The sequence below is a fragment of the Acidovorax sp. genome (genome assembly GCF_022763525.1).
Classification (GTDB): Bacteria; Pseudomonadota; Gammaproteobacteria; order Burkholderiales; family Burkholderiaceae_C; genus Acidovorax.
Genome location: NZ_JALEGG010000154.1, coordinates 12,435 through 35,374 on the forward strand (window position 1 = coordinate 12,435; position 22,940 = coordinate 35,374).

The window sequence follows — 22,940 nt, forward strand, 5'->3', positions numbered from 1 at the left end:
TTGCCGACCCAGGCTTGAACGCCTGGGCCAGCGGTGGTCACACCGAGGAGGGTGCGTTCGGGTGAGAGGGTTCGGCGGAGACATCCTCGTCTTGCTCGTCAGGCTTGTGGGCTAGGCGATAGAGAATGGGCAGCACCAACAGCGTAAGCAGTGTGGAGGAGAGAATCCCGCCGATTACCACGGTTGCCAGCGGTCTCTGCACTTCAGCGCCCGTGCCTGTGGCAATTGCCATCGGGATGAAGCCCAAAGACGCGACCAGTGCAGTCATCAGCACCGGTCTCAGACGCGTCAAGGCGCCATCCCGGATGGCCGTATCCAAGGGCACACCTTCCTCCCGCAGGCTGCGGATGTAAGAGATCATTACCAGGCCATTGAGCACGGCGACCCCAGACAAAGCAATGAAGCCTACGGCGGCGGAGATCGACATGGGAATGTCGCGCAGCCACAGCGCCAGAATGCCTCCTGTCAATGCGAACGGAATGCCAGTGAAGACCAGCAGACCATCCTTGGCGTTGCCAAACATGGCGAACAGCAGGACAAACACCAGCAACAAGGAGGCGGGAACGACGATCTGAAGACGCTGGGTGGCGGATTGCAGGTTCTCGAACGTCCCGCCCCAACTGGTCCAGTATCCCGTGGGAATCTTGATCTGTGCCAGACCTTGTTCGGCGTCGGAGACGAAAGAACCTACATCCCGGCCCCGTACGTTGGCGCTGACCACGATACGGCGCTTCCCGTTCTCCCGGCTCACCTGGTTCGGGCCCGGAGCGAGCTCAAAGCTGGCCACTTCCCCCAAAGGAATGAAGTTCGTCCTGGCCTCGGCTCCACCGGCAGACCTTGGGAGGGGGATGGGCAAACGTTTCATGCCTTCCAGGTCATTGCGCAGAGACTCGGGCAACCGCACCAGGATGTCGAAGCGGCGATCTCCTTCAAACAATGTGCCAGCTTCCTTCCCGCCGATGGCCGTGGCCACAGTTTCTTGGATGTCCGCCACATTCAGTCCATACCGAGCCGCCTTTTGCCGATCAATGTTCACCGTGAGCATAGGTAAGCCCGTCGTCTGCTCAACCTTGACTTCAGAGGCACCTTGGATCTTCTGAAGCATGGCCGAAATCTCCTCAGCCGTTTTGTTCAGAACGTCCATGTCATCGCCGAAGATCTTGACTGCAACATCACTTCGCACGCCCGAGATCAGTTCGTTGAAGCGAAGCTGAATGGGTTGGGAGAACTCATAGTTGTTACCAGGAATCTTCCCGATCACACCTTGAATAGCTGTCAGCAACTCGTCTCTGGTCTTGCGAGGCTCGGGCCATTCGCTCATGGGTTTGAGCATGATGTAGCCGTCAGAGATGTTCGGTGGCATGGGGTCCGAAGCGATCTCTGCGGTCCCCGTTCTCGCAAAAATTCGCTCGATCTCGGGGAAGTTGGCCTTGAGTGTGGTTTCGATCTGCTGCTGCATCGCCACGGATTGCGACAAGCTGGTGCCCGGAATCCGAAGCGCCTGGATCGCAAAGTCTCCCTCGTTCAGATTGGGGACGAACTCGCTGCCCATGCGCGTGGCGATCAAGCCGCACAAAATGACCGCAACCGCGGCTGCGCTCAGCACCACGGCCTTGGCGTTCATCACCCGATCAAGCAGCGGGGCATACAGTCGCTTTGCTTGGCCCAACAGGAAGTTTTCTTTCTCACTGACCTTGTTTCCAATGAACAAGGCTACGGCTGCCGGTATGAAGGTCACCGACAAAATCATCGCCCCCACCAGGGCGGCCACTACCGTGAACGCCATGGGGTGGAACATCTTGCCTTCGACCCCCGTGAGCGCAAAGATAGGCAAGTACACGACCATGATGATGAGCTGGCCGAAGAGCAAAGCACGGCGAGACTCCTTGGACGCCAGAAACACTTCATGGAAGCGTTCGGCACGTGTCAAAGGACGTCCATAGTGGGCCTGAGCGTGTGCCAAGCGGCGTACGCAGTTTTCGACAATGACCACCGCCCCATCAATGATGATCCCGAAGTCCAGGGCTCCGAGGCTCATCAGGTTGGCGCTGACCTTGTAGGAAACCATGCCCGTGAAGGTGAACAGCATCGAGAGGGGGATGACCGTTGCCGTGATCACTGCAGCTCGGATATTGCCCAAGAAGAGGAACAGGATCACGATCACCAGGATCGCACCTTCCAGTAGATTCTTCTTGACCGTGCTGATGGCCTTGTCCACCAGGACGGTTCGGTCATAGACGGTGATCGCATGCACGCCTTCAGGCAGGCTGCGGTTGATCTCTACCATCTTCTTGTCAACCGCCTGCGACACGGTGCGGCTGTTCTCGCCAATCAACATGAATACCGTGCCCAGCACGACCTCCCGACCGTTTTCAGTGGCAGCTCCGGTGCGTAGTTCACGGCCGAGGCCCACTTCGGCGACATCGCGGACGCGCACCGGGACGCCGTTGGCGCTGCTCAGGATGACGTTGCCAATATCCTCCTGCGTCTTGACCTGGCCTGGCGCCCGGATCAGGTACTGCTCTCCGCGCTTTTCGATGTAGCCCGCACCAACGTTGCCGTTGTTGCGATCAATGGCTGTGACGATGTCCTGCAGCGTCACCCCAAGTGAGGCCAAACGCTCAGGGCTCGGAGCGATCTGATACTCCTTGGAAAACCCACCGATCGAGTTGATTTCGGTGACACCAGGCACGTTACGCAATTGCGGCTTGATGATCCAGTCCTGGATCTCCCGCAGATCGGTGGAGGTGTACGGCGCGCCATCAGGCTTCTTGGCTCCATCCTTGGTTTCCACCGTCCAGAGATAAATCTCTCCCAACCCAGTCGAGATGGGCCCCATAGCTGGCGTGATGCCTGCAGGAAGCTTGTCCCGGGCTTCCTGAATGCGCTCATTGACGAGTTGACGGGCAAAGTAGATGTCGGTGCCATCCTTGAAAATCACCGTCACCTGGGACAAGCCGTAGCGAGACAAGGAGCGCGTTTGCTCCAGGTTGGGCAAGCCCGCCATGACCGTCTCGATGGGATAGGTCACCCGCTGCTCTGTCTCCAGCGGAGAGTAGCCCGGCGCCTGCGTGTTGATCTGGACCTGGACATTCGTGATGTCGGGCACCGCATCAATGGGGAGCTTCTGGTAGTTGAAAACTCCCAGCGCGGCCATGGCCAACACAGCGAGAAGCACCAGCCATCGTTGCTCGATCGAAAATCGAATCAGTTTTTCAAACATGTAGGAACTCCGGCATCAGTGCGTGTGTTCGGCGGAGCCCTTGCCGAGTTCGGACTTCACGACAAAGCTGCCGGAGGCTGCGTAGGGCATGCCAGCTTTGAGGCCTTGGACAATCTCAATGCGCTTGCCATCGCTTCGACCCAGTTGCACTGGCTGTGCTATGAACCCGCCGTTGACCTTGAGGAAGACCACCGGCTTTTCTCCAATGCTCTGCACCGCATCCGCCGAAATAGTCACTGGTATTGAGGCCTCTTCGGACACAACTTCCACGTTCACAAACAGGCCTGGGCGCCATGCACCCCTGGGGTTGTCCAAGACCACTCGGGCTTTGGCAGTGCGAGTCTGTTCGCCGATAAGCGCCCCGACGAAGGCCACGGTGCCTGTGGCGGAAGCGTCAAATGCGGTGGCCTTGATGGTGACTTTTTCACCCACGCGCACAAGTGGCAGGTCTTTGGCAGGAACATTGATCTCAGCCCATACCGTAGAGAGGTCCGAGATTGTGAAGACCGCAGCGTCTTCTTTGACCGCCTCGCCCAGACTGATGTGTTTTTCGATGATCACCCCATCGAATGGCGCACGCAGATCCAGCCTATTCAGCCCGGACGTGGACGATGCCGACAAACCGAGCGCACCCAGTTTCTGGTTGGCGTTGGCGACAGCGACTTCCGCTTCGCTCAATGCCTGCTTTGCCTGAAGATAGTCCTGCTCTGCAGTTACCTTTTGCTCCCAAAGCTTCTTTTCTCGTTCGTAGGTGGTCTTGGCCAGTGCCAGGCGTTTTTGTGCGGTGTGCAGATCGCTGCGTTGCTCGGAAGCCGTCGGACTGGCAATCGAGGCCAGAATTTGCCCCTTTTTGACGATCTGGCCAAGATTTGCGCTGACACTTTCCACTACCCCGCTCAAGCGTGGCACCACGTGGGAGGTGCGATCTTCATTGAGTCTGATTTCGCCGGGCAGCAGGAGTGCCGTCTTGATGTTGGCAGGAGATGCGGTGTCCAGGCTGATTGAAGCAGCTTTGATCTGGGCATCCGTCAACTCTACTTTGCCTTCCTCTTTGCTCATGACGAACATGAAGGGCTCGGTAGCCGTCTGCGCGATGATCTCTATCTCGAAAGAGTGGGGTTCTGCAACGATTTCGCGGCTCACCCAACCTTCCTTTTCTGGGGTGAAGGTCAGTTTCTGCTTTTCGTCTGTCAGCCTTGTGATGGTCGCAGTGACAGTAGCTGCACTCGTGGGCAGTGGCTTGTCTTTGTCTGCCAGCCATATACGCAGTCGAGGCTCACCCCCATCCTCTACGAGCAGGGCTTCCAGGCTGAAATCTCCCTCCTTGAAGAGACTCCCACCATGAGCGCCCTTGGCCTCGCCTTGCTCATGGTGCTCGCCATCTGCGTGGCCTTTGTCATGGTCGTGCCCGTCTCCGCCACCTTTCCCATGGTGCTCGCCGTCACCGTGGGCCTTGGCTTCGGTATGGCCATGACCGTGGCCATCGCCAGAGGCGCTTTTGGACTTCCCGCCCTGAAGGATGAAGGCTCCCGCGCCGACACCCATTGCGATGATCACCGCAATGGCGATCAGATGCTTTTTGCTGATAGTGGATTTGCTGGTATTCATGATGTTTCTCAATTGAGAGTCGAGGCTTGTCCGGCGGGGGTCACACCACCCAGAAGGCGGTCTACGTCAGATGCAGCGCGGTGTGCCTCTGCGAGCGCCTTGAGATACTGTGATTTCGCTGAAAGGTAGGTGCGTTGGGCATCCAGCACCTCCAGGAAGTTGAACTTCCCGTTCTCGAAGCCGACGGTTGCCGCGTCATAGGCGGACTTGGCTCCGGGAAGGACCTCCCGCTCAAGCGACTGGACCTCGACCGCAATGGAGGCAGACCGCTCCCGAGCTTGGGTTACCTCGCTGTGAAGGCGCACGATGGCGGCCTGCAAGTCTTCCCTGGCCTTGTCCTCAAGCTTCAAGGCCTCCAACAAGTTACCCTGGTTGCGGTCAAACATCGGAAGTGGGACTGACAGCCCGATGAGAGCCACATTGCGCTGTGTTTCGTTGCTGCGCTGAACACCGACGCTTACCGTAACGTCCGGCACTTTTTTGCTTTGTTCCAGTTCCGTCAAAGCATGTCGCCGCTCAACCTCCAGTCGCGCACGCGCGATGGCAGGGGACGCAGAAACAAGCGACTGCAGGTCTGCAAGACTTGGGAGTACAGGCAAAACATCGGCCTTGCCATCCAGTGCAGGCAATGGCATTCCCGTGTTTCCGAGCAACGCTGATAAGCGAGTAAGCGCATTGCGCTCCTCGCTCACCGCCTGTGCCAGCTCGACCCGCACACCAGCCTCTGCCACCTTGGCTTTGGTTTCCTCCACCGGTGAAACTTTGCCTGCAGAGACTCTCTTACTGACCGTGTCCGTGGATGATTTGGCCAGGTCAATACTGTCCTTTGCCAAGGACAGTCGCTCCTTCGCGGTCAGCGCGTCAAAGTAGGCCGCAACGACATTGGCTCGGACCGTGGCTTTCAACTCGGTGAGCTCTGCTTGGGCTTGTTCGCGCGCTTTTTCGGCAGCCTTTGTCCGCGCAGCGCGTTTCCCCCCTAATTCGATGGGCAGGTTCAGTTGCCAAGTTTGTGTCCGCGTTTGGGAACGCGTGTCCTCCAACGAGTAAGCCAACTCGGGGTTGGGGCGGGTCCGGCCTTGAATGACCTGGCCCTCTGTCGCTTCATACTGACGCGTCGCTGCGGCCACCTCGGGATTGCTCTCCATGGCGATCGCAATGGCCTTGGAGAGGGACAAGACCCCAGTAACCGATGTGGAGGAACTCAGGGATGCTGTGCTTGAAATGGCGTGCGCTGGGCGCACAGCCTCCTGCGCAAGTGCTGCACCTGGAAGTGCCAGCAGTGCAAGCACAACGCTCACAGTCTCTGAAACTCTTCCGTGACCGCCCCAGCTGTCCGGCTTTGTTTGATCAAAAATACCCTTGAACATCCGATTCTCCAGTGATTTCTAAACACGAAGGAATCGGCGAGGCTGTGTCTGGACTGCAACCAGACGCGCGGTCAATCAAGGCTGCAAACGCAGCCGGGCTTGCTCCTTACGAGCAGATCGAATGATTGAAGCGTGATATTTGCCCCCGCCGATCAGGCGAGGGAGGGCCACTGAGGGCGTTCGGGAGGAGTCGGCGCCACCCCCGAAAACGGTAAAACGGCCTGAATGACAGCGTTGCCGTGCATTGAGGAGGTCACCTTGATCGGAGAAAAATGGGTCGCTCCGATACCCAGGCCATGGCAAAGACAGCAGTCCACGTCAAAGGTATCTGCCGCTTGGAGCCCTGGCTCAGCTTTGTCCAGCGAGCCAGCGTTCTCATGCACATGTTCATGGTGCCCAACATGCTGAGCCTGCGCAGATGCTCGCTCATGCATGCAATAGCTCGCCACCGCAGCCCAGCTAAACTGGAACGGCAACAATGCAAGCATAAAAACAGCTACAAAGCGACTCATTATTTTAAGTCTAGCACGTGCTCAAGTCTGGTGAGTTACGCGCATCGTGGCACGGTGCTAGACGCGGGAATTCGCCTTTAGAGTCGAATTCAGTATTGGGGCGTAGCCCCTACTGAGGAAGCCGAGGCGTGGCTATGGTCTGCCTTGTAGAGATCAGGAAACACCTCGTTGAGGGTGCGACCGTCCTCTCCATTGGCCACCATCTCGCCGTCATGGATGGCCTGAGCCAGCTCTCGCTTGACTTGCTCGCGACTCTTTGACGCGGCAGTGACCTGGACGGGGTAGCGCCGAGGCGCCAGTTGGTTGAGCGTTGCCCCAGATTCGCCACCCGCCAACACGTCGCCCGTGCGAAGTGCCTCCATCAACTCTGCCTTCACCTGCGCCCGGGTTTTGCTTGCGTGAATCGGAGCAGCTGGATATTGGCCTGGGCGTTGCTCCCTCAGAGTCAAGCTTGACTCACCAGTAGCAATGTCGCCATTGCGTTGTGCCTGCACTAGCTCAGCTCGGACTTGCTCGCGAGTCTTGGAGAAGGGGTGTGGATCTGCCGCAAACGCGGGAGCAGAGGCCAGCGAGAGCACGATCAGGGCTGTGTTCAGTTTCATATTGAGAATTCTTTCGAAAGAGTGGTTGATTCGGGTCTGACATGCGGGGGGTATGGGCTTTCAAGAACGCGACATCCCGGAAGCCCCGCCGCCTTTCAAGGCAGCTGCGTGGCACTGACCCAGCCAGCTTCGCCGCCCATGTCCCGCATCCCGTCAGCGGTCACGGGCGCGCGTTTGACGGCTTGAAGCTCTTGCAGAACCTGGTCACGAGTCTTTGTCGATGTTGGAGCTTTGACCAGCGGGTAGGTGGCTGGATAGCCACGGCTGATCCATTGCAGCGAGCCATCCGTCTGGGCGGCCAGCACGGCGTTCTGTACAGTTTCGCGGCTCACCGTGTTGCCTATGTGATTCGGTGTGAAGACCACACCTTCTTCCTGCACCGTGCTTTGGTGGTACACGGACGAAGCGAAGGATGAGGTGGTAGCAGCCAGACTGGCGATGATGAGTGCAGTACGAATTTCCATTTCAAATCTCCTGTAGCGCGAACGCCCGTTCTGGGCGGTCTAGATAGCGCATTGGTCGCGCTATGGAGAGAAGTGTAGAAATCGGGTACCTATTGATGCGTGGCCGCAAGATTACTTTTTTGACGGATTAACTCTGGCGGTGTGGTGCTGGTTGAGGACCACGTACGCTCCAACCTGGAGGAAGTGTCAGGTATGAGGCACTCACGGATCAGGTCACGCACAGCTTCGGAGCGGGTACCACCGGCAAGCAGAGTGCAATGCTTGGCTATCAGACCAGGGAATGCACCATAGACTGTGGCTGACCATTGATGATCGATCGTGGCTATATCGACCGTTCACGACATCCCTATTTCTGGTGGACGGAAGGACCGGTCTCACCGAGTTCCAGGCCGCCCAGCTGGATGTGAGCCTGCGACACCTTGTGTGACCCTGGTGAAATCTCTATGCCATACGCTGTCCCAACCCGGCGGCGCTGGTGCCAGCCAACGCCAGGACAGTCGGCGGGAAACTATCAGGCCGGACGTGCTCTACGGACGCTCACCAAATAGGCAACTTTCCGATTTCGAAATGAAAAAAAAGAAATGAGCCTTGGGCAAAAACGCTAAGTCGTTGATTTGTATAGAGCAACTTTCCGATTTCGAAATGAATAAAAATGGAAAGCCTGAAATCGACGTTTTTGGATCTAACCTGCGCGGACTCGTTTTTCAGGGGTTTGGGACCGCAAAAGCACACCGGCATACCGGTGAACACTGAAGCTCATGACCCCCCGGAAATTGATGTGCCCGAAGTGCACTGGGCCGATGCGACGCAGCAGGTTGTCCTCAACGCGTTGGCCGCCTGACTTCAGCCGTTCTACCGTCTCCTGCAACTTCATGGTGTTCCAGGCAATCACCATGTTCGTCAAGAGCGCGTGCGCGCCAGAAATCGACTTGAGTTCATCACGGCGTCGGCCGCGCTCGGCCGTGACGCGTCCGTAGTAGATGGCACGCTGCAATTGATGAACTGATTCGCCTCGATTGAGGAGGGTGTGGATTTCCCGCCTGAAAACGTCATTGGTGAAGTAGTCACACAAGAAGACGGAGCGCAGCAGGCGGCCAAACTGGTCCAGGCAACGGCGCACGTCGTCTCCAGCAGCTGCGCTGCCGTGCCGAGCCAGGGCCCAGGCCACACTGACACGCCCCGATTTGATGGAGGCGATCAGGCGCATGGTTTGATCCCAGCCTTCTCGGATGGCTTTTTCCGTGATAGCGGGAATCACCACTTTCTCCAGGGCCTCTGGGATCTTGATCGAGCGGGGCACCCAGAGTTTGCAGTCAGGCAGGCCCGCCAGTTGCGGACACAAATCGAATTTCAGTAGCTTGGCCACGCTCATGCCGGAATAGGTGTAGCCGTGCGTATCAACGGCCAGCAGATCGACCTTTATACGATCCTCACTGTTGGAGTTATAGGCGTCGATTCCATGAACGGCTGGCGCATCCTGGCGCGTCATCAGCACAATAGGCTGGTCGAATATGACGGGGTAACTTCCCAGGATATGGGTGTAGATGCCAGCGGCTGCAGTCTTTCGGCGAGGATCGGTTCGCGCAATGGACAGATGGCGCGTCGCCTCCAGCGCCATCATGTCTGAAGAGGCTTTAGTGCCATCACTCCAGAGCTTTACGATGGGAAACCTCTGCTGAAACTCGACCACGCTGTCGTTGGCCGACCGCAGGCGGCCAGGCGCTTCCAGCATGCGCATGGCTGCGGAAACGTGGCTCACCGGAACCCCTGGAATCATCGAAGCTGCCGCCTTTGCGTCGATTTCAGTGCCATGGGCGAGCAAACCAGCATACAAGGCAACAAGCTCCTCAGCCGTCTCGGGCTGGCGCCCCAGCAATGACATGCTGATCTGGGTGCGGCTGTCGATCTCCAGGATGATGTCCGGCAACTGCGTCGTGCCGATGGTTTCGCTCAAAAACCGGTTCGTGCGTTGCAGTTCTGGTTCCTCCTCCAGAGCCCTAATGGCCGGAATTCGCACCGAACCATCTTCATCGATCTCAAGCAGGCCTTTCTCCAGACCGATCTCAACATCGGCCAACCCGGCCCGCAGCAATTCATACTGAAGATCCAGAGCTCTTCTTGGATCCAGTTCCAAACCATAGGCTTCGCACAGGGCCTGTTTGTTCCGGTCCCATTCCTCCTGAGGGATAAGCAGGCTCTCTTTGCTCTTGTATGTCGCGCTGTGGTTCACATAGAGGCTGCCCCCGATCAGACCCTTGCGAATACGCCACAAGGTACACCCTTCAAACGCACGCAGAGCTGCTGCTCGGTCGGGAACCTCCAGCAAGGGACGCCACTTTGGTTCCACCAGCGAGGTATCAAAATCCGCCGGCAACTCTTTGGCCCCGGCTGCCTGTAACGCTTGGAGTGCACCGAGCAGTTTGCTGTCTTCGTGCGCCGGGTCAGCTTGCAAGTCCAGGCTGCTCATTCCATTCAGGATAGTTCGAACCCGCGTTGTCTGCTCAGTCAGTGTCTCCCTTACAACCTCGGCGCGGCTGACTGGAGGGAGACTCAAAACGCCTTCTGCCAGGACAAGGATTGCCGCTAGGCGTTCCTCGGCATCCATGTCCGTATTTTGCGCAAGGGCTCTCATCGATTCAATGGAATCGCGGTAGTGGCTGGCACGCTGCGCTTGTTTGGCTTGAACGCGTTTTGTCCCGGAACCAATGATGTCGCTGGTATGCCGGTTATTGCGGAAGATCGCCTCATCAGTCAGTTCTCCCAGGAGGTGCTTGAGGAAGCAGACGATTTCCACGGAGCGGGTGTCTTCCACTCTGCGAGCTGTCTCCGACGGCGGGCGGTTCACCACGGCTTGGGCGAACGCGTGAATGCGCCCGATAGAAAGTTCTTGGAGGTTCCACAAATGGACACCGAGTGCCTTTAAGGCATCGATTCGTGAGTTGACCTCCTTCAAAGCTTTCAAGCTGTGTTTCCCCGCCGATTGTTTGAGCCATTCGAGGACTGTTACCCCGGGTGTCACACTCTCCTCATGCATGACTACGAGCACAGCTCGCAGCCGCACTGGGGTCACTGCAGTGCGAATGGTGGCAAGGGCCAATTCTTCGACAGCTTTGAACGCGGACCGCGCAAGATCCTGAACGACCCGTTTGCCAGGCATGATGATCTTGTTGTCGAAAAGCCATTGTTCGGCAGAAACGCAAATTTCATCCACTGACGCCGCATCGAGGGCTTGCTGGGAAAGAGCAGCTTGCAAACGAGCTTGGGCGCTGGCATCGAAATCAGAAAGCTCCAGCGTTTGTTGAACCCAGGCGCGATGGTTGGCTAGCGTGCGATCAGCGTTCTGGTACAGCGCTTTAAGAGACGCGATGGCTGTGGTGCTGATGTTGAGCTGTCCGCACAACATACGCAGCATTTCGGGAGGCATCCTGAGCTTGCCATCTGGGTTCCTGCCGGTGAGCGCAACGAAGGCCAGTTGGACAGCCAGCCCAAGGTAGTAGCGCTTACCGTAGTTGCTACCCTGGATTGCTCCGATCAAATGTGCGGGGAGACGGCAGTGCAACTGAACGTCGTCAGCATTTAGCCCCGAGGGGAGTTTTTCGTAACCAACGAACCTGTAACGGTAGCTCGACATCAGCGTCCTCCTCAGTCCGGAAGGCACTATAAATCGAAGCTAAGTTGTTGTCGCTAGACAGTTTTTTGCCTCAGGATTCCGGTTTTGCATCGAAACCGAGATCACCCCTTATTGGGCGCCCAACACCACTTCCACGCGGCGCGCTTCCGCGTTGCTGCCGGATGCCGTGGTTTCTTCGGGCTTCTTCAGCTCGATCTTGTCTTCGGCCACGCCCAGGGCCTTCAGGGCGTCGCGCACTGCAAAGGCGCGCTGCTTGGCCAGTTCGGCGTTCAGTGCCGCGTCGCCCGTGGCGTCATGGAAGCCGGAGACGATGGCTTTCTTGCCCTCGGCCACACCCTTGACTACGTCGGCCAGGGCCTCATTGGCGCCTGCGGCCAGTTCGGCCTTGGCGGTGGCAAAGTAGAACTTCACCACGCCGTTTTCGACCAGCACGCTCGCGGCATCGTCAGCAAGGGTTGCTGGCGCCGCTGCGGCAGCAGGCGCAGCGCCCGCAGTCACGGCAGGCTTGGCCGCGGCCGAAGCGCCCACGCGCTTGACCACCACGGTGCCCACCACCACCGAAATCACCAGCGCGATCAGTGCAAACAGAAAACCCAGGGCAAAGCGTTGTTGGCTATCGTCGTCAGAACTGGACATTGGAAATTCCTGCAGTGATCAAGAATGAATGATGGCGCGGCTGCCAGGCTTGCAAGCGCAAGTTATGCAAGTACTTCAAGCCCCCAGGGCACCCGAGCAAAGCTTTCAATTGTAGAGTGAACGCATGACGAATCTTCCCGCGCCGCTTCGTGATCCGGCCCCCATGTTGGAGCGTGCGCTCCACGAATGGGGCGGCCACGAAGACCTGTGGATCTTTGGCTACGGCTCGCTCATCTGGCGGCCCGACTTTGACTACACGGAGCGCCGCCCCGCCAAGGTGCACGGCTGGCACCGGGCCCTGAAGATGTGGAGCCGCATCAATCGGGGCACGCCCGAATGCCCGGGGCTGGTGTTCGGCATGCTCTCGGGCGGCAGTTGCCGGGGCATGGTGTTCCGGGTGGACCAGGCACATGCCCGCCAAGTCCTGATCAACCTGTGGCAACGCGAGATGCCGACTGGCGTTTACGACCCACGCTGGCTGACCTGCCACACGGCCCAGGGCCCTGTGCGTGCGCTGGCCTTCACTCTGTCGCGCAAAAGCCCCAACCACACGGGCGAGCTGCCCGACCACGAGTACTGCCGTATTTTTGAGCAGGCGTGCGGCCGCTATGGCACTACGCGGGACTACGCCCAAGCCACCTACGACGAGTTGCGCCGGCACGGCATTCATGACCGCGCCCTCGCCCGTTTGATTGCACTGGCCCAAAAAGAGGCATAGTGCACACTTTCCGCTGCCCGGCAGGGCCGTCGCCGCAGGCCACTGCGCGCAGGCCCGCACAATGCCGCGTCTTTTAACGTGCAAAGGAGTTTGAGTCATGAAGAATGTTCGTCTTGCTGCGGCCCTCTCGATGGTTGCCGCCGCCACGCTGGCGGGCTGCGCGGCCTATTCCGCCGGCCCCACGGCCACAGCCAAGCTGGATCCCACACGCGGCAACGCCACGGCCGGCACGGTCACGTTCGCGCAGTCGGGCGACGTGGTGAAGGTGTCCGGCTCCATCACTGGCCTCAAGCCCAACGCCGAACACGGTTTTCACATCCATGAAAAGGGCGACTGCAGCAGCGGCGACGGCATGAGTGCCGGCGGCCACTTCAACCCGGGCGGCAAGCCCCACGGCCACCATGGCCAAGGCGAACACCACACCGGCGACCTGCCCAGCCTGAAGGCCGACGCCAACGGTGTCGCCAAATTCAGCTTCGAATCGCGCACGATCCGCGTGGGCAGCACGGACAACAACATCGTGGGCCGCGGCCTGATCGTGCACCGCGATCCAGACGACTACACCACCCAGCCCACGGGCAACGCCGGGCCTCGCCTCGCTTGCGCAGTGATCGCGGCCAAGTAAGTCAGCCCAAGACCGCGCCACTGGTAAAAATGCCGCTGCAGCTTTCTGCAGCGGCATTTTTACTTCGTTTCACCCAAGACGCGGCATTCAATGCGTTCCTGCGCGCTGGCGCTGCAGCCACCGCGCCTCAGCCTGGGCCAGCGCATCCACGGTGTCGATGTCCGTCACCACGCCTTCGTCCTCTACCGGCACGGCCAGCCCCTTCCCCTGCCCGGCCCATTTGCGCACCACGGGCGCTGCCCCCTTCTCGCCCGAAAGGGCCAGCAAATCAGGCAGGCACACAGGCCCAAACGCCACCGGGTGCCCACGCCCCCCCCGAAATTCCGGCCACGCCACCGCCGCCTGCTGCCGCAACAGCACCTGTGCCATGGTCTGCAGCGTGGCGGGCAGCACCAGTGGCAAGTCCCCCGGCAGCACCAGCCAGCCCGCCGCATCAGCCGTGTGGTGCACGGCGGCGGCAATCGAGTCGCCCATGCCCGGGTGGCCGGCTTCTTCCACATGCCAGGGCAGGCCGCTGGCGCGCACGGCATCCAGCGTGCGCTGCAGCACCGGCTTACCCGCCAGCGGGGCCTGCAGCTTGTGCACGGCACCGCCGGAGGCGGCAAAACGTTCACCCCGGCCGGATGCCAGCACCAGCACCACCGGCAGGCCGGGCTGGGCGGGGCGGGGGCCTGAGGGGCTGGAGGTCTGCAGGTGCATGGCGCGCCATGTTAGAACGTGTTTACATTCTTAGAACCGTTGACGCCCTCTCTGGGGCTGAGACCTCTCAGGCCCATCCGCTCAGGCCAGCGTGTAGCCCCCATCCACCACCAGGTTGTGCCCGCTCAGGTAACTGGCGGCCTCTGACAGCAGGAACAGCACCGGCCCGGCCATTTCCTCGGGCCGCGCAGGGCGACCTGCGGGCGACGCCTGCAGGGCGGCGCGCATGTTGTCTTCGCTGCCAAACCCCGCCAGCGCCATGGGGGTGATGGTGGGCCCCGGGCTCACCGCGTTTACGCGAATGCCCTGCTGAAAATACTCGAGCGCGGCATTGCGCGTCAGCCCCAGGGCCGCGTGCTTGCTGGCGGTGTAGGCAGAAATGCCCGCAAACGCCACGCCGGACGAGATCGACAGGTTGTTCACGATGGCGCCGCCCCCGCTGGCCAGCATGGCCGCTATCTGGTGCTTCATGGCATGGAAGATGCCCATCACATTGGCCTGCAGCACGGCCTGCACATCGGCCGCTGGCAGCGTGTGCAGCGGCGCGCCCGTGCCAAGCGCACCCGCGTTGTTGAAAGCGCCATCCAGCCGCCCAAAGCGTTGCACGGCCGCTTCGACACAGCGCTGCACGCTGGCCTCGTCGGTCACATCCACCGGCGTGACCCAGGCCTCGCCGCCGGCATCCCGCACCTGCTCGGCCACGGTTTCGCAGTCGGCCACGCGCCGTGCGGCCAGCACAACGCGCGCGCGCTGGCGGCCCAAGGCTACAGCGGTTGCCGCGCCAATGCCGGATGAAGCGCCGGTCACCAGGATGGCCTTGCCGGCCAGATTCCATTCGCTGTTTTGCATGCAATTTCTCCTCAGGTTGTGCAATCAGCCGTCAGCTTATTCACGCACCCTGCACACATAAATAGCCCGATAACGCATTGGTTATTGAATATCATTCATCAATGAACCTTGATCTGGCCGATCTCAAGCTGCTCAGCACCGTGGCACGGCATTTGAGCTTTCGCATGGCTGCGCAGGAACTTGGGCTGTCGGCGTCTGCGGTAAGCCATGCCGTGCGTTCCATCGAAGAACGGCTGGGCGTGCGCATGTTCAGCCGCACCACCCGCAGCGTGGCGCTCACGCCCGCCGGGCGTCAGTTGCTGGACCGCGTGGGCCCCGCGCTGCAAGACATCGCCGCCGCCATCGACGGCATCAACGAGTTCCGCGATACGCCGCAGGGCCTGCTGCGCATCAACGCGCCCCGCCCGGCGGGCGAACTGGTGCTGGGCCCCCTGGTGGCGCAGTTTCTGGCCCGCCATCCCAAGGCCGAGGTGGAACTGGTGCTTGACGATGGCTTCGTGGACATCGTGGAAGGCGGCTTCGACGCAGGCGTGCGTTATGGCGAGAGCCTGCAGCAGGACATGGTGGCCTTGCCCCTGGGGCCGCCACAGCGCCTGATGGTGGTGGGGGCGCCCTCCCTGCTGGCAAGGGCGGGTACCCCTCGCACACCCCACGACCTGCTCGCCCTGCCCTGCGTGCGCATCCGTTTCCCCAGCGGCGCACGGTATGCCTGGGAGTTTGAAAAAGCGGGGGAGAAGCTGGCTGTGAACGTGGAAGGCCGCCTGACGGTGGGCGAAATGCCACTCATGCTCCAGGCTGCGCTGGCCGGCGTGGGCTTTGCCTACGTGTACGAACCCTATGCCCGCGCGGACCTTGCCAGTGGTGCGCTGGTCAGCGTACTGGACGACTGGTGTCCTCCCATCCCCGGCTTTTACCTGTACTACCCCAGCCGCAAGCTGCCCACGGCCACGCTGGCGGCGTTTCTGGAGATGGTCAAAGCCGCGCAGTGGGCCGATTGATGCGGTCCCGGCGCAAATCCAGCCGCTAAGAGCGCTTCCATCTCCTTTCCTGCCGGGCATTCAGCCGGCGTCGACGCCGCCATGCCCATGCGAGGAGGCAGTGATCTCCCCGGCGCCACCCGGCATTCCCTACAATCCGCCCCGCATGCGCCGTTGGCTTCTCATCCTTTTGCTGGTCCTGTTGCCGATTCAATCCGTCTGGGCTGAAGCGGCCGCCTATTGCCAACATGAAGGCCGGCACGAAAACCCGCGCCAAATCCAAAGCGCCGATGGCGGCGCCAGCAGCCATTGGGGCCATCACGAGCACGCGCACCAGCACAGTGATGCCGCGCAGGCGCTCGCGGACGACCCGTCCAGCCCGCTGGCCAGCGTGGATGTGGACTGCAACGTCTGCCACGCCGGTGGGGCCGTGCCTTTCCCCGCATGGCAACGCGCTCCTTCCGTGAGCTGGGTTTCAGCCCTGCAGCCGCACCGCACACCTGCGCTGCCCACGCGCACCCTGGCTCCGCCTGACAAGCCCAACTGGGCTGCCGCTGCCTGATCGGCGGACGGCAACGGCTCCCACTCCTTCCTCCCCTTAGCCCTGTCGCCATGGCGGGCCGTTGAACGCGGCCCGGCGATGGCTGCGCGTGTCCTCACGCCGATCTCCCTGCGCCTTGTTGTTTCTCGACTTTCAGGAGATCCGGATGAATTGCTTATCCCGAAGCCGGGCCGCCGCTGCATGCACGGCCGCGCTTCTGTGGGCTGCCGCAGGTGCCAACACCGCCGCCCAAGCCCAAACCCTGGCCGAATGGGCGAGCGCCGCGTGGCGCCGCCAGCCCGAGGCGGCCTCCACCACGCTGCGCCAGCGGGCGCTGCACGCACAGACCCAGGCCGCACAGAGCTGGACGCCCGAGCCGCCGGCGTTGCAGCTCAGCACCCAGACCGACCGGCTCCACCGCAACGCGGGCAGCCGCGAACATGAGGTGGGCATTGCCGTGCCCCTGTGGCTGCCCGGCGAGCGCGCACGCACGGCAGAACTGGCCCGTGCAGAGACCACGGCACTCGACGCCCGCCTGCAAGCAGCCCAATGGCGCAGCGCCGGCCAGGTGCGCGAGGCCTTCTGGGCCTGGCAACGTGCGCAGGTGGATGTGCAGGCCGCAGCCGAGCGCCTGGCCACCGCCCGCCAGTTGGCCGCCGACGTGGCCCGCCGCGTGCAGCGCGGCGACCTGGCCCGCGCCGACCAGCACCAAGCCGACGGCGCCGCGGCCACCGCCCAGGCTGAGCAGGCCAGCGCACAAGCCCAGCTGGCTGAAGCCGCCCAGCGCCTGCGCGCCCTGGCCGGGATGGTGCCCAACCCGCAGACCACCGATGCTGACGCTGAACCCGCGCCAACCCTTGCGCAGGGTAGCGCTGACTGGGCCGAGCACCCCGCCGTGGCCGAAGCCTGGCAGCGCTGGCAAACCGCCCGTGCCCAGGTGGCGCTGCTGGAGCGCCAACAGCGCGCCAACCCGGAACTGACCGTTTCCACCACCCGCACCCGCGATGGCCGGGGCGAGCCCAGCGCGCAAAGCCTCACGCTGGCCCTGCGCGTGCCCTTTGGCGGGGGCGACCGCCACCGTGCCAAGCTGGCCCAGGCCCAGGCCGATGCGCTGGAGGCCGAGCTGCAGTGGCAGGCCGAGCAGCAGCGCGTGGCCGCCGACTGGGCCAGCGCCCAGGCTAAGGCCGATGCCGCGCAGGCGCAACTGGTCGCGGCCCAGGAGCGGCACCGCCTGGCTGCGGAGACCCGCGGCTTCTTTGCCAAGTCGTTCAGCCTGGGCGAGACCGATCTGCCCACCCGCCTGCGCACAGAGGCCGAGGCGGCCGATGCCGCCCGCCAGTTGCAGCGCGCCCGCGTGGAGGTGGCCGCGGCCCAGTCCGCGCTGCGCCAGGCAGCCGGGCTGTTGCCAGCGCCTGCACCGACGTCACTGGCCGAGCACCACAGCGGCGCACCGCAGTAAGGCCCGCCCATGACCACTTCGCACAACCCCAATCTCCCTCTTTCGACCATGTTGCCCTTAATGCTTTCGTTCACGCACCGCCTGTTCGGCGCCAGCCTCGCACTGCTGGCCGCGCTGGCCCTGGGGTGGACTGCCACCACCGCCCATGCCGACGCTGGTCACGACCACGGCGAGGCGCCTGCTGCGTCCGCCACTGCCCTGCCCCGCTTTGCCGCCACATCCGGCGACTTTGAACTGGTCGGCGTGCTGCAAGGCCAGCACCTGAGCCTGTACCTGGACCGCGCCCCCGACAACAGCCCGGTGGATGGCGCGCAGATCACGCTGGAAGTGAACGGCACCGCCGTGCCCGTGCAAGCCCATGGCGCTGGCGAATACGACGCCACCCTGCCCCAGCCGCTGCCCGAAGGCGAGCACGCCATTGCCGCCACCGTGGTGGCAGGCGCGCAGAGCGACCTGCTGGCCGCGACGCTGGACCTGCATGGAAACGAAGCCGCCCACGCTGAAGCCGCAGCACCCGTGTGGCGCAAGGCCCTGCCCTGGGCGGCGGGCTTGGCTGCCTTGATGGCCGCCATCGCCATCGCGCTGGTTGCAACACAGCGCGCCCGCCGCACTACCGCCGCCGGAGGTGCCGCATGACCGCCCGCACCGCCCCAGCCACCCCCCAAACCCGTTCCGCCAAGGCCATGCCCACCCTTCGCTCGCCCCTGCTTGCTATCACCCTGGCCCTGTGCGCCGCCTTTGCTCCCGCCGCCTGGGCGGGCCCCGGCCATGACCATGGCGATGCCCCGCCCGCCGCCACCGGCAACGGCCCGCGCCGCCTGCCCGACGGCAGCGTGTTTTTGCCCAAGCCTTCGCAGCGGCAGATGGGCGTGCGCACCTTGCCCGTGGAACTGGCCCCGCTGGCCCGCACCACCACCCTGCCCGGCCGCGTGGTGATGGACCCTGCGGCCGGTGGCAAAGTGCAGGCCCTGCTCGCGGGCCGCCTGCAGCCTGGCCCCAAGGGCCTGCCCCAGTTGGGCCAAGCGGTGCAGCGCGGCGAAGTGCTGGCCTATGTGGAGCCCGCCACCGGCACGCTGGAGCGCGCAGGCCAGCAGGCCCAGCTGGCCGAGCTGCGCGCCAGCCACGCTCTGGCCGCCAAACGCCTGGCCCGCCTGCACGAGCTGGCCGACACCGTGCCGCGCAAAGACATTGAGGCCGCCGAGAGCGAAGTCGCCAGCCTGCAGGCCCGCATCGGCGCCGTGGGTGGCGGCCTGCAGGCGCGCGATGCGCTGGTGGCCCCCGTCTCGGGCGTCATTGCCTCGGCCAACGCCGTGGCGGGCCAGGTGGTGGATGCGCGCGAGCTGGTGTTTGAAGTGGTCAACCCCCAGCGACTGCAGGTGGAAGCCCTGGCCTACGACCCCGCCCTGGCCGCCGAGGTGGCCGGTGCGGCGATTGCGGTGGGCGGGCCCAGCGTGCCGCTGCGCTTTCTGGGCGCGGCTCGCAGTCTGCGGGAGCAGGCCCTGCCCCTGCTGTTCGCACCCGCCGCGCCGGACCCGGCCAAAGCTGGCACCGCCCCCGCCAGCCTGGCCGGTGTGGCCGTGGGCCAGACGCTGGAAGTACACGTGCAGCACCGCACCCAGCTGCAAGGCTTGCGCGTGCCCAGCACTGCGCTCGCCAAGAACCCCGCCAACGAAACCATCGTGTGGGTCAAGACCGCCGCCGAGCAGTTTGCGCCGCGCGTGGTCACGGCCGCGCCGCTCGATGGCAGCTCAGTCGCCATCACCGCCGGGCTGGCCGCGGGCGACCGCGTGGCCGTGCAGGGCGCCAACCTCATCAACCAGGTGCGCTGAGCACACGCGAAAGGCCCCGCACCATGTTCAAGTGGATCCTGGAAAGCAGCCTGCGCAACCGGCTGCTCGTCATCATCAGCGCCCTGGTCTTGATGGCCTATGGCGCGTTCACGCTCAGCCGCACGCCGGTGGACGTGTTTCCCGACCTCAACAAGCCCACCGTCACCCTCATGACCGAGGCGGGCGGCATGGCCGCCGAAGAGGTGGAGCAGCTCATCACCTTCCCGCTGGAGACCACCATGAACGGCCTGCCCGGCGTGGAAAACGTGCGCTCTGTCTCCAGCGCCGGGCTGTCGTTTGTGTACGTGACCTTTGACTGGCGCACCGACATCTACCGCGCCCGGCAAATGGTGTCCGAGCGCCTCACCGCCATGGAAGAAGGCCTGCCACCCGGCGTGGTGCCTCGCATGGGGCCCATCAGCTCGGTGATGGGCGAGATCCTGCAGATCGCCATTCCCATCGGCGCCCCCCCGGCCTCCGAGCCTGCGGCGGGCAACGCCTCCACAGGCAACGCCCCCGCCCTCAGCGCCATGCAGGTGCGCGAGTACGCCGACTGGGTGCTGCGCCCCCGCCTCATGGCCATTGCGGGCGTGGCGCAGGTCATCCCCATCGGGGGCGAGGTGCGGCAGTTTCAGGTGCAGCCCGACACGGCCCGCATGGCCGCGCTGGGCATTACCGAGTCGCACCTGGAGGCCGCGCTCAAAGGCTTCTCGGCCAACACCTCGGGCGGGTTTCTGGAGCTGAACGGGCGCGAATACCTCATCCGCCACCTGGGCCGCACCTCGCGGCTCACGGACTTGCAAAACCTGGCCCTCAGCACCCGCAACGGCCAGCCCATCGTGCTGCGGCAGATTGCCACCGTGCAGTTCGCGCCCGCCATCCGGCGCGGCGACGCGGGGTTTGAAGGCCAGCTCGCCGTCATCCTGGGCATCCAGAAGCAGCCCACGGCCGACACCATCGCGCTCACCCGCAGCATCGAGGCCGCGCTGGAGGAGATGAAGCCCTCGCTGCCCACAGGCATGAACGCGCCGCGCGTCACCTTCCGGCAGGCCAACTTCATCGAGGCGTCCATCACCACGCTGCAGGGCAAGCTCATCGGGGCGTCCGTCTTTGTGGCGGTGATCCTGTACTTCTTCCTGGGCACGCTGCGGCCGCTGGTGATTGCGCTCACCGCCATCCCCACGTCCATCTTCCTCACGGGGCTGGTGTTCCAGTACTTTGGGCTGTCGATCAACACCATGACGCTGGGCGGCCTGGCCATTGCCATCGGCGGGCTGGTGGACGACGCCGTGGTGGATGTGGAAAACATCATGCGCCGCCTGAAGGAAGACCGCATCCGCCACCCGCAACACCGCCTGCACCCGCTGGAGGTGGTGGCCCGCGCCTCCATGGAAGTGCGCTCGGCCATCCTCTACGCCACCGTCATCATCGTGCTGGTGTTTCTGCCCCTGTTCGCGCTGCCGGGCATGGAGGGGCGGCTGTTTGTGCCGCTGGGCGTGGCGTTCATCGTCTCCACGCTGGCTTCGCTGCTGGTGTCCGTCACCATCACGCCGGTGCTGTCGTACTACCTGCTGCCGGGCATGAAGCAGCTGGGGCATGACGACACGCGCGTGCTGCGCTGGCTCAAAAACGGCTACCGGGGCAGCCTGCAGGCGGTGCTGAACCGCCCGCGCGCCGCGCTGGCCGCCGCGGGCGTGGCCGTGCTGGTGGCTGCGGCGGCGGTGCCGTTTTTCCCCACCACGTTCTTGCCGCCGTTCAACGAAGGCACGCTGATGGTGGGCCTGCGGCTCAACCCCGGCGTGACCTTGGCCGAATCGTCCGCCCTGGCGCAGCAGGCCGAGCGGCTGGTCAAGCAGGTGCCCGAAGTGACCCACGTAGGCCGCCGCAGCGGACGCGCCGAGCTGGACGAACACGCCGAGGGCGTGCACGTGAGCGAGCTGGACGTGGGCCTGCGCCCCGCCGCCGAGCTGACGCGGCCCATGGAAGCCGTCGTGGCCGACATCCGCGCCCGGCTGGCGCCCCTGCCCGCCGCCATCGGCATTGGGCAGCCCATCTCGCACCGCATCGACCACATGCTCTCGGGCGTGCGCTCGCAAATCGCCATCAAGGTGTTTGGCGAAGACCTGGACACCCTGCGCGGCCAGGCCGAATCGCTGCGCGGGCGGCTGACGGGCATCCCCGGCCTGGCCGACCTGGAGGTGGAAAAGCAGGTGCTGGCCCCGCAGATCAAGGTGCGCGTGGACTACGCCGCCGCTGCCCGCTACGGCGTGCCCGCGCCCCAGGTGCTGGCCACGCTGCAAAGCCTGGTGGAAGGCGAGCGCGTGACGCAGATCGTGGAAGGCAACCGCCGCTTTGCCCTGGTGGTGAAGCTGCCCGAGGCCGCCCGCAGCATCGAGGGCCTGGGCCAGGTGCTCATCGACACGCCCCTGGGCGCCGTGCCCCTGTCGCGCCTGGCCACCATTGAAGACAGCGACGGCCCCAACCAGATCAGCCGCGACGACGGCCGCCGCCGCATCGTGCTCTCGGCCAACGCGCAGGGTCGGGCGCTGTCCGAGGTAGTGGCCGACATCCGCCGCGTGGTGGCCGAAACGCGCCTGCCCGAGGGCTACTTCATCACCCTGGGCGGCCAGTTCCAGGCGCAGGAAGAAGCCTCGCGCCTGGTGGGCCTGCTCTCGCTGGTGTCGCTGGTGCTCATGTTTGTGGTGCTGTACAGCCGCTACCGCTCGGCCACGCTGGCCACCCTCATCATGGCCAACATCCCGCTCGCGCTGGTGGGCGCCGTTCTGGGGCTGTGGCTGTCGGGCCAGCCGCTATCGGTGGCGGCCATGGTGGGCTTTATCACGCTGGCGGGCATCTCGGTGCGCAACGGCATCCTCAAGGTCAGCCACTACATCAACCTGATGCGCTTTGAGGGCGAGAACTTCTCGCACGCCCTCATCGTGCGCGGCTCCATCGAACGGCTCAGCCCCGTGCTGATGACCGCGCTGGTCACCGCCTTCGCCCTGGCCCCCCTGCTGTTCGAGGCCGAACGCCCCGGCACCGAAATCCTGCACCCGGTGGCCGTGGTCATCTTCTCGGGCCTCATCAGCTCCACGCTGCTCGATACCTACCTGACCCCCGCCCTGTTCTGGCTGTTTGGCCGAAAGAGCGCCGAGCGGCTGATGGACGAGCGGGATGCGGAGGCGTTTTGATGCAGGCGG

Annotated in this window: 17 protein-coding genes and 1 pseudogene; 9 read left to right on the forward strand and 9 right to left on the reverse strand. The window is 63.3% G+C overall.

What is annotated here, in order from left to right; genetic code table 11:
- Positions 1-37: 37 nt before the first annotated feature.
- The 5 genes from MRY84_RS11695 to MRY84_RS11715 form a co-directional block, all read right to left on the reverse strand.
- On the reverse strand, positions 38-3,223 hold the full coding sequence (locus MRY84_RS11695; protein ID WP_291505899.1) for a CusA/CzcA family heavy metal efflux RND transporter: 3,186 nt from the start codon (positions 3,221-3,223) through the stop codon (positions 38-40).
- Positions 3,224-3,238: 15 nt separating this feature from the next.
- Positions 3,239-4,831, reverse strand: coding sequence for an efflux RND transporter periplasmic adaptor subunit (locus MRY84_RS11700; RefSeq protein WP_291505900.1), 1,593 nt, complete (start codon positions 4,829-4,831; stop codon positions 3,239-3,241).
- A gap of 8 nt (positions 4,832-4,839) precedes the next feature.
- Positions 4,840-6,198, reverse strand: coding sequence for a TolC family protein (locus MRY84_RS11705; protein ID WP_291505901.1), 1,359 nt, complete (start codon positions 6,196-6,198; stop codon positions 4,840-4,842).
- Positions 6,199-6,799: 601 nt separating this feature from the next.
- Positions 6,800-7,312 (reverse strand): DUF4148 domain-containing protein, encoded by a 513-nt coding sequence (locus MRY84_RS11710; protein ID WP_291505902.1) that lies wholly within the window; start codon positions 7,310-7,312, stop codon positions 6,800-6,802.
- 95 nt (positions 7,313-7,407) lie between these two features.
- Positions 7,408-7,776, reverse strand: a complete 369-nt coding sequence (locus MRY84_RS11715) for a hypothetical protein (RefSeq protein ID WP_291505903.1) — start codon at positions 7,774-7,776, stop codon at positions 7,408-7,410.
- A 241-nt stretch (positions 7,777-8,017) separates the two neighbouring features.
- Between MRY84_RS11715 and MRY84_RS23175 the strand changes: the two are divergent.
- A pseudogene (locus tag MRY84_RS23175) lies at positions 8,018-8,203 on the forward strand (hypothetical protein); the annotation flags it as partial.
- A gap of 255 nt (positions 8,204-8,458) precedes the next feature.
- Here the strand turns inward: MRY84_RS23175 and MRY84_RS11720 are convergent.
- Both MRY84_RS11720 and MRY84_RS11725 read right to left on the reverse strand, forming a co-directional pair.
- On the reverse strand, positions 8,459-11,407 hold the full coding sequence (locus MRY84_RS11720; protein WP_291505904.1) for a Tn3 family transposase: 2,949 nt from the start codon (positions 11,405-11,407) through the stop codon (positions 8,459-8,461).
- A 108-nt stretch (positions 11,408-11,515) separates the two neighbouring features.
- Positions 11,516-12,043 carry an OmpA family protein gene (locus MRY84_RS11725; RefSeq protein WP_291505905.1) on the reverse strand — a complete coding sequence of 176 codons (528 nt, stop codon included), beginning with the start codon at positions 12,041-12,043 and terminating at the stop codon, positions 11,516-11,518.
- 124 nt (positions 12,044-12,167) lie between these two features.
- Between MRY84_RS11725 and MRY84_RS11730 the strand changes: the two genes are divergently transcribed.
- Complete coding sequence (locus tag MRY84_RS11730; protein WP_291505906.1) at positions 12,168-12,761, forward strand: gamma-glutamylcyclotransferase; 594 nt, start codon at positions 12,168-12,170, stop codon at positions 12,759-12,761.
- Positions 12,762-12,858: 97 nt separating this feature from the next.
- Entirely contained in the window at positions 12,859-13,386 is a 528-nt protein-coding gene (locus tag MRY84_RS11735) for a superoxide dismutase family protein (RefSeq protein ID WP_291505907.1), read from the forward strand.
- Between the two features lie 87 nt (positions 13,387-13,473).
- Here MRY84_RS11735 and MRY84_RS11740 read toward each other — a convergent pair whose 3' ends face one another.
- Positions 13,474-14,085: a nucleotidyltransferase family protein gene (locus MRY84_RS11740; protein ID WP_291505908.1), complete on the reverse strand. Its 612-nt coding sequence runs from the start codon at positions 14,083-14,085 to the stop codon at positions 13,474-13,476.
- Between the two features lie 81 nt (positions 14,086-14,166).
- Positions 14,167-14,934, reverse strand: a complete 768-nt coding sequence (locus MRY84_RS11745; RefSeq protein ID WP_291505909.1) for an SDR family oxidoreductase — start codon at positions 14,932-14,934, stop codon at positions 14,167-14,169.
- Positions 14,935-15,035: 101 nt separating this feature from the next.
- Here MRY84_RS11745 and MRY84_RS11750 point away from each other — a divergent pair, with 101 nt between their 5' ends.
- The 6 genes from MRY84_RS11750 (at position 15,036) to MRY84_RS11775 (ending at position 22,931) form a co-directional block, all read left to right on the forward strand.
- Complete coding sequence (locus MRY84_RS11750; protein WP_291505910.1) at positions 15,036-15,932, forward strand: LysR family transcriptional regulator; 897 nt, start codon at positions 15,036-15,038, stop codon at positions 15,930-15,932.
- Between the two features lie 145 nt (positions 15,933-16,077).
- Positions 16,078-16,473 (forward strand): hypothetical protein, encoded by a 396-nt coding sequence (locus MRY84_RS11755; protein ID WP_291505911.1) that lies wholly within the window; start codon positions 16,078-16,080, stop codon positions 16,471-16,473.
- A 145-nt stretch (positions 16,474-16,618) separates the two neighbouring features.
- Positions 16,619-17,911 carry a TolC family protein gene (locus MRY84_RS11760; protein WP_291505912.1) on the forward strand — a complete coding sequence of 431 codons (1,293 nt, stop codon included), beginning with the start codon at positions 16,619-16,621 and terminating at the stop codon, positions 17,909-17,911.
- Positions 17,912-17,920: 9 nt separating this feature from the next.
- Positions 17,921-18,547, forward strand: coding sequence for a hypothetical protein (locus tag MRY84_RS11765; protein WP_291505913.1), 627 nt, complete (start codon positions 17,921-17,923; stop codon positions 18,545-18,547).
- A gap of 47 nt (positions 18,548-18,594) precedes the next feature.
- On the forward strand, positions 18,595-19,740 hold the full coding sequence (locus tag MRY84_RS11770) for an HlyD family efflux transporter periplasmic adaptor subunit (protein ID WP_291505918.1): 1,146 nt from the start codon (positions 18,595-18,597) through the stop codon (positions 19,738-19,740).
- A 23-nt stretch (positions 19,741-19,763) separates the two neighbouring features.
- Complete coding sequence (locus MRY84_RS11775; RefSeq protein WP_291505914.1) at positions 19,764-22,931, forward strand: efflux RND transporter permease subunit; 3,168 nt, start codon at positions 19,764-19,766, stop codon at positions 22,929-22,931.
- Positions 22,932-22,940: the final 9 nt, after the last annotated feature.

Coding starts and splice junctions, on each gene's coding strand:
- MRY84_RS11740 (WP_291505908.1), bottom strand. CDS start 14,085: ATGCACCTGCAGACCTCCAGCCCCTCAGGCCCCCGCCCCGCCCAGCCC.
- MRY84_RS11730 (WP_291505906.1), top strand. CDS start 12,168: ATGACGAATCTTCCCGCGCCGCTTCGTGATCCGGCCCCCATGTTGGAG.
- MRY84_RS11770 (WP_291505918.1), top strand. CDS start 18,595: ATGCCCACCCTTCGCTCGCCCCTGCTTGCTATCACCCTGGCCCTGTGC.
- MRY84_RS11745 (WP_291505909.1), bottom strand. CDS start 14,934: ATGCAAAACAGCGAATGGAATCTGGCCGGCAAGGCCATCCTGGTGACC.
- MRY84_RS11725 (WP_291505905.1), bottom strand. CDS start 12,043: ATGTCCAGTTCTGACGACGATAGCCAACAACGCTTTGCCCTGGGTTTT.
- MRY84_RS11695 (WP_291505899.1), bottom strand. CDS start 3,223: ATGTTTGAAAAACTGATTCGATTTTCGATCGAGCAACGATGGCTGGTG.
- MRY84_RS11750 (WP_291505910.1), top strand. CDS start 15,036: ATGAACCTTGATCTGGCCGATCTCAAGCTGCTCAGCACCGTGGCACGG.
- MRY84_RS11700 (WP_291505900.1), bottom strand. CDS start 4,831: ATGAATACCAGCAAATCCACTATCAGCAAAAAGCATCTGATCGCCATT.
- MRY84_RS11710 (WP_291505902.1), bottom strand. CDS start 7,312: ATGAAACTGAACACAGCCCTGATCGTGCTCTCGCTGGCCTCTGCTCCC.
- MRY84_RS11735 (WP_291505907.1), top strand. CDS start 12,859: ATGAAGAATGTTCGTCTTGCTGCGGCCCTCTCGATGGTTGCCGCCGCC.
- MRY84_RS11705 (WP_291505901.1), bottom strand. CDS start 6,198: ATGTTCAAGGGTATTTTTGATCAAACAAAGCCGGACAGCTGGGGCGGT.
- MRY84_RS11775 (WP_291505914.1), top strand. CDS start 19,764: ATGTTCAAGTGGATCCTGGAAAGCAGCCTGCGCAACCGGCTGCTCGTC.
- MRY84_RS11760 (WP_291505912.1), top strand. CDS start 16,619: ATGAATTGCTTATCCCGAAGCCGGGCCGCCGCTGCATGCACGGCCGCG.
- MRY84_RS11715 (WP_291505903.1), bottom strand. CDS start 7,776: ATGGAAATTCGTACTGCACTCATCATCGCCAGTCTGGCTGCTACCACC.
- MRY84_RS11765 (WP_291505913.1), top strand. CDS start 17,921: ATGACCACTTCGCACAACCCCAATCTCCCTCTTTCGACCATGTTGCCC.
- MRY84_RS11755 (WP_291505911.1), top strand. CDS start 16,078: ATGCGCCGTTGGCTTCTCATCCTTTTGCTGGTCCTGTTGCCGATTCAA.
- MRY84_RS11720 (WP_291505904.1), bottom strand. CDS start 11,407: ATGTCGAGCTACCGTTACAGGTTCGTTGGTTACGAAAAACTCCCCTCG.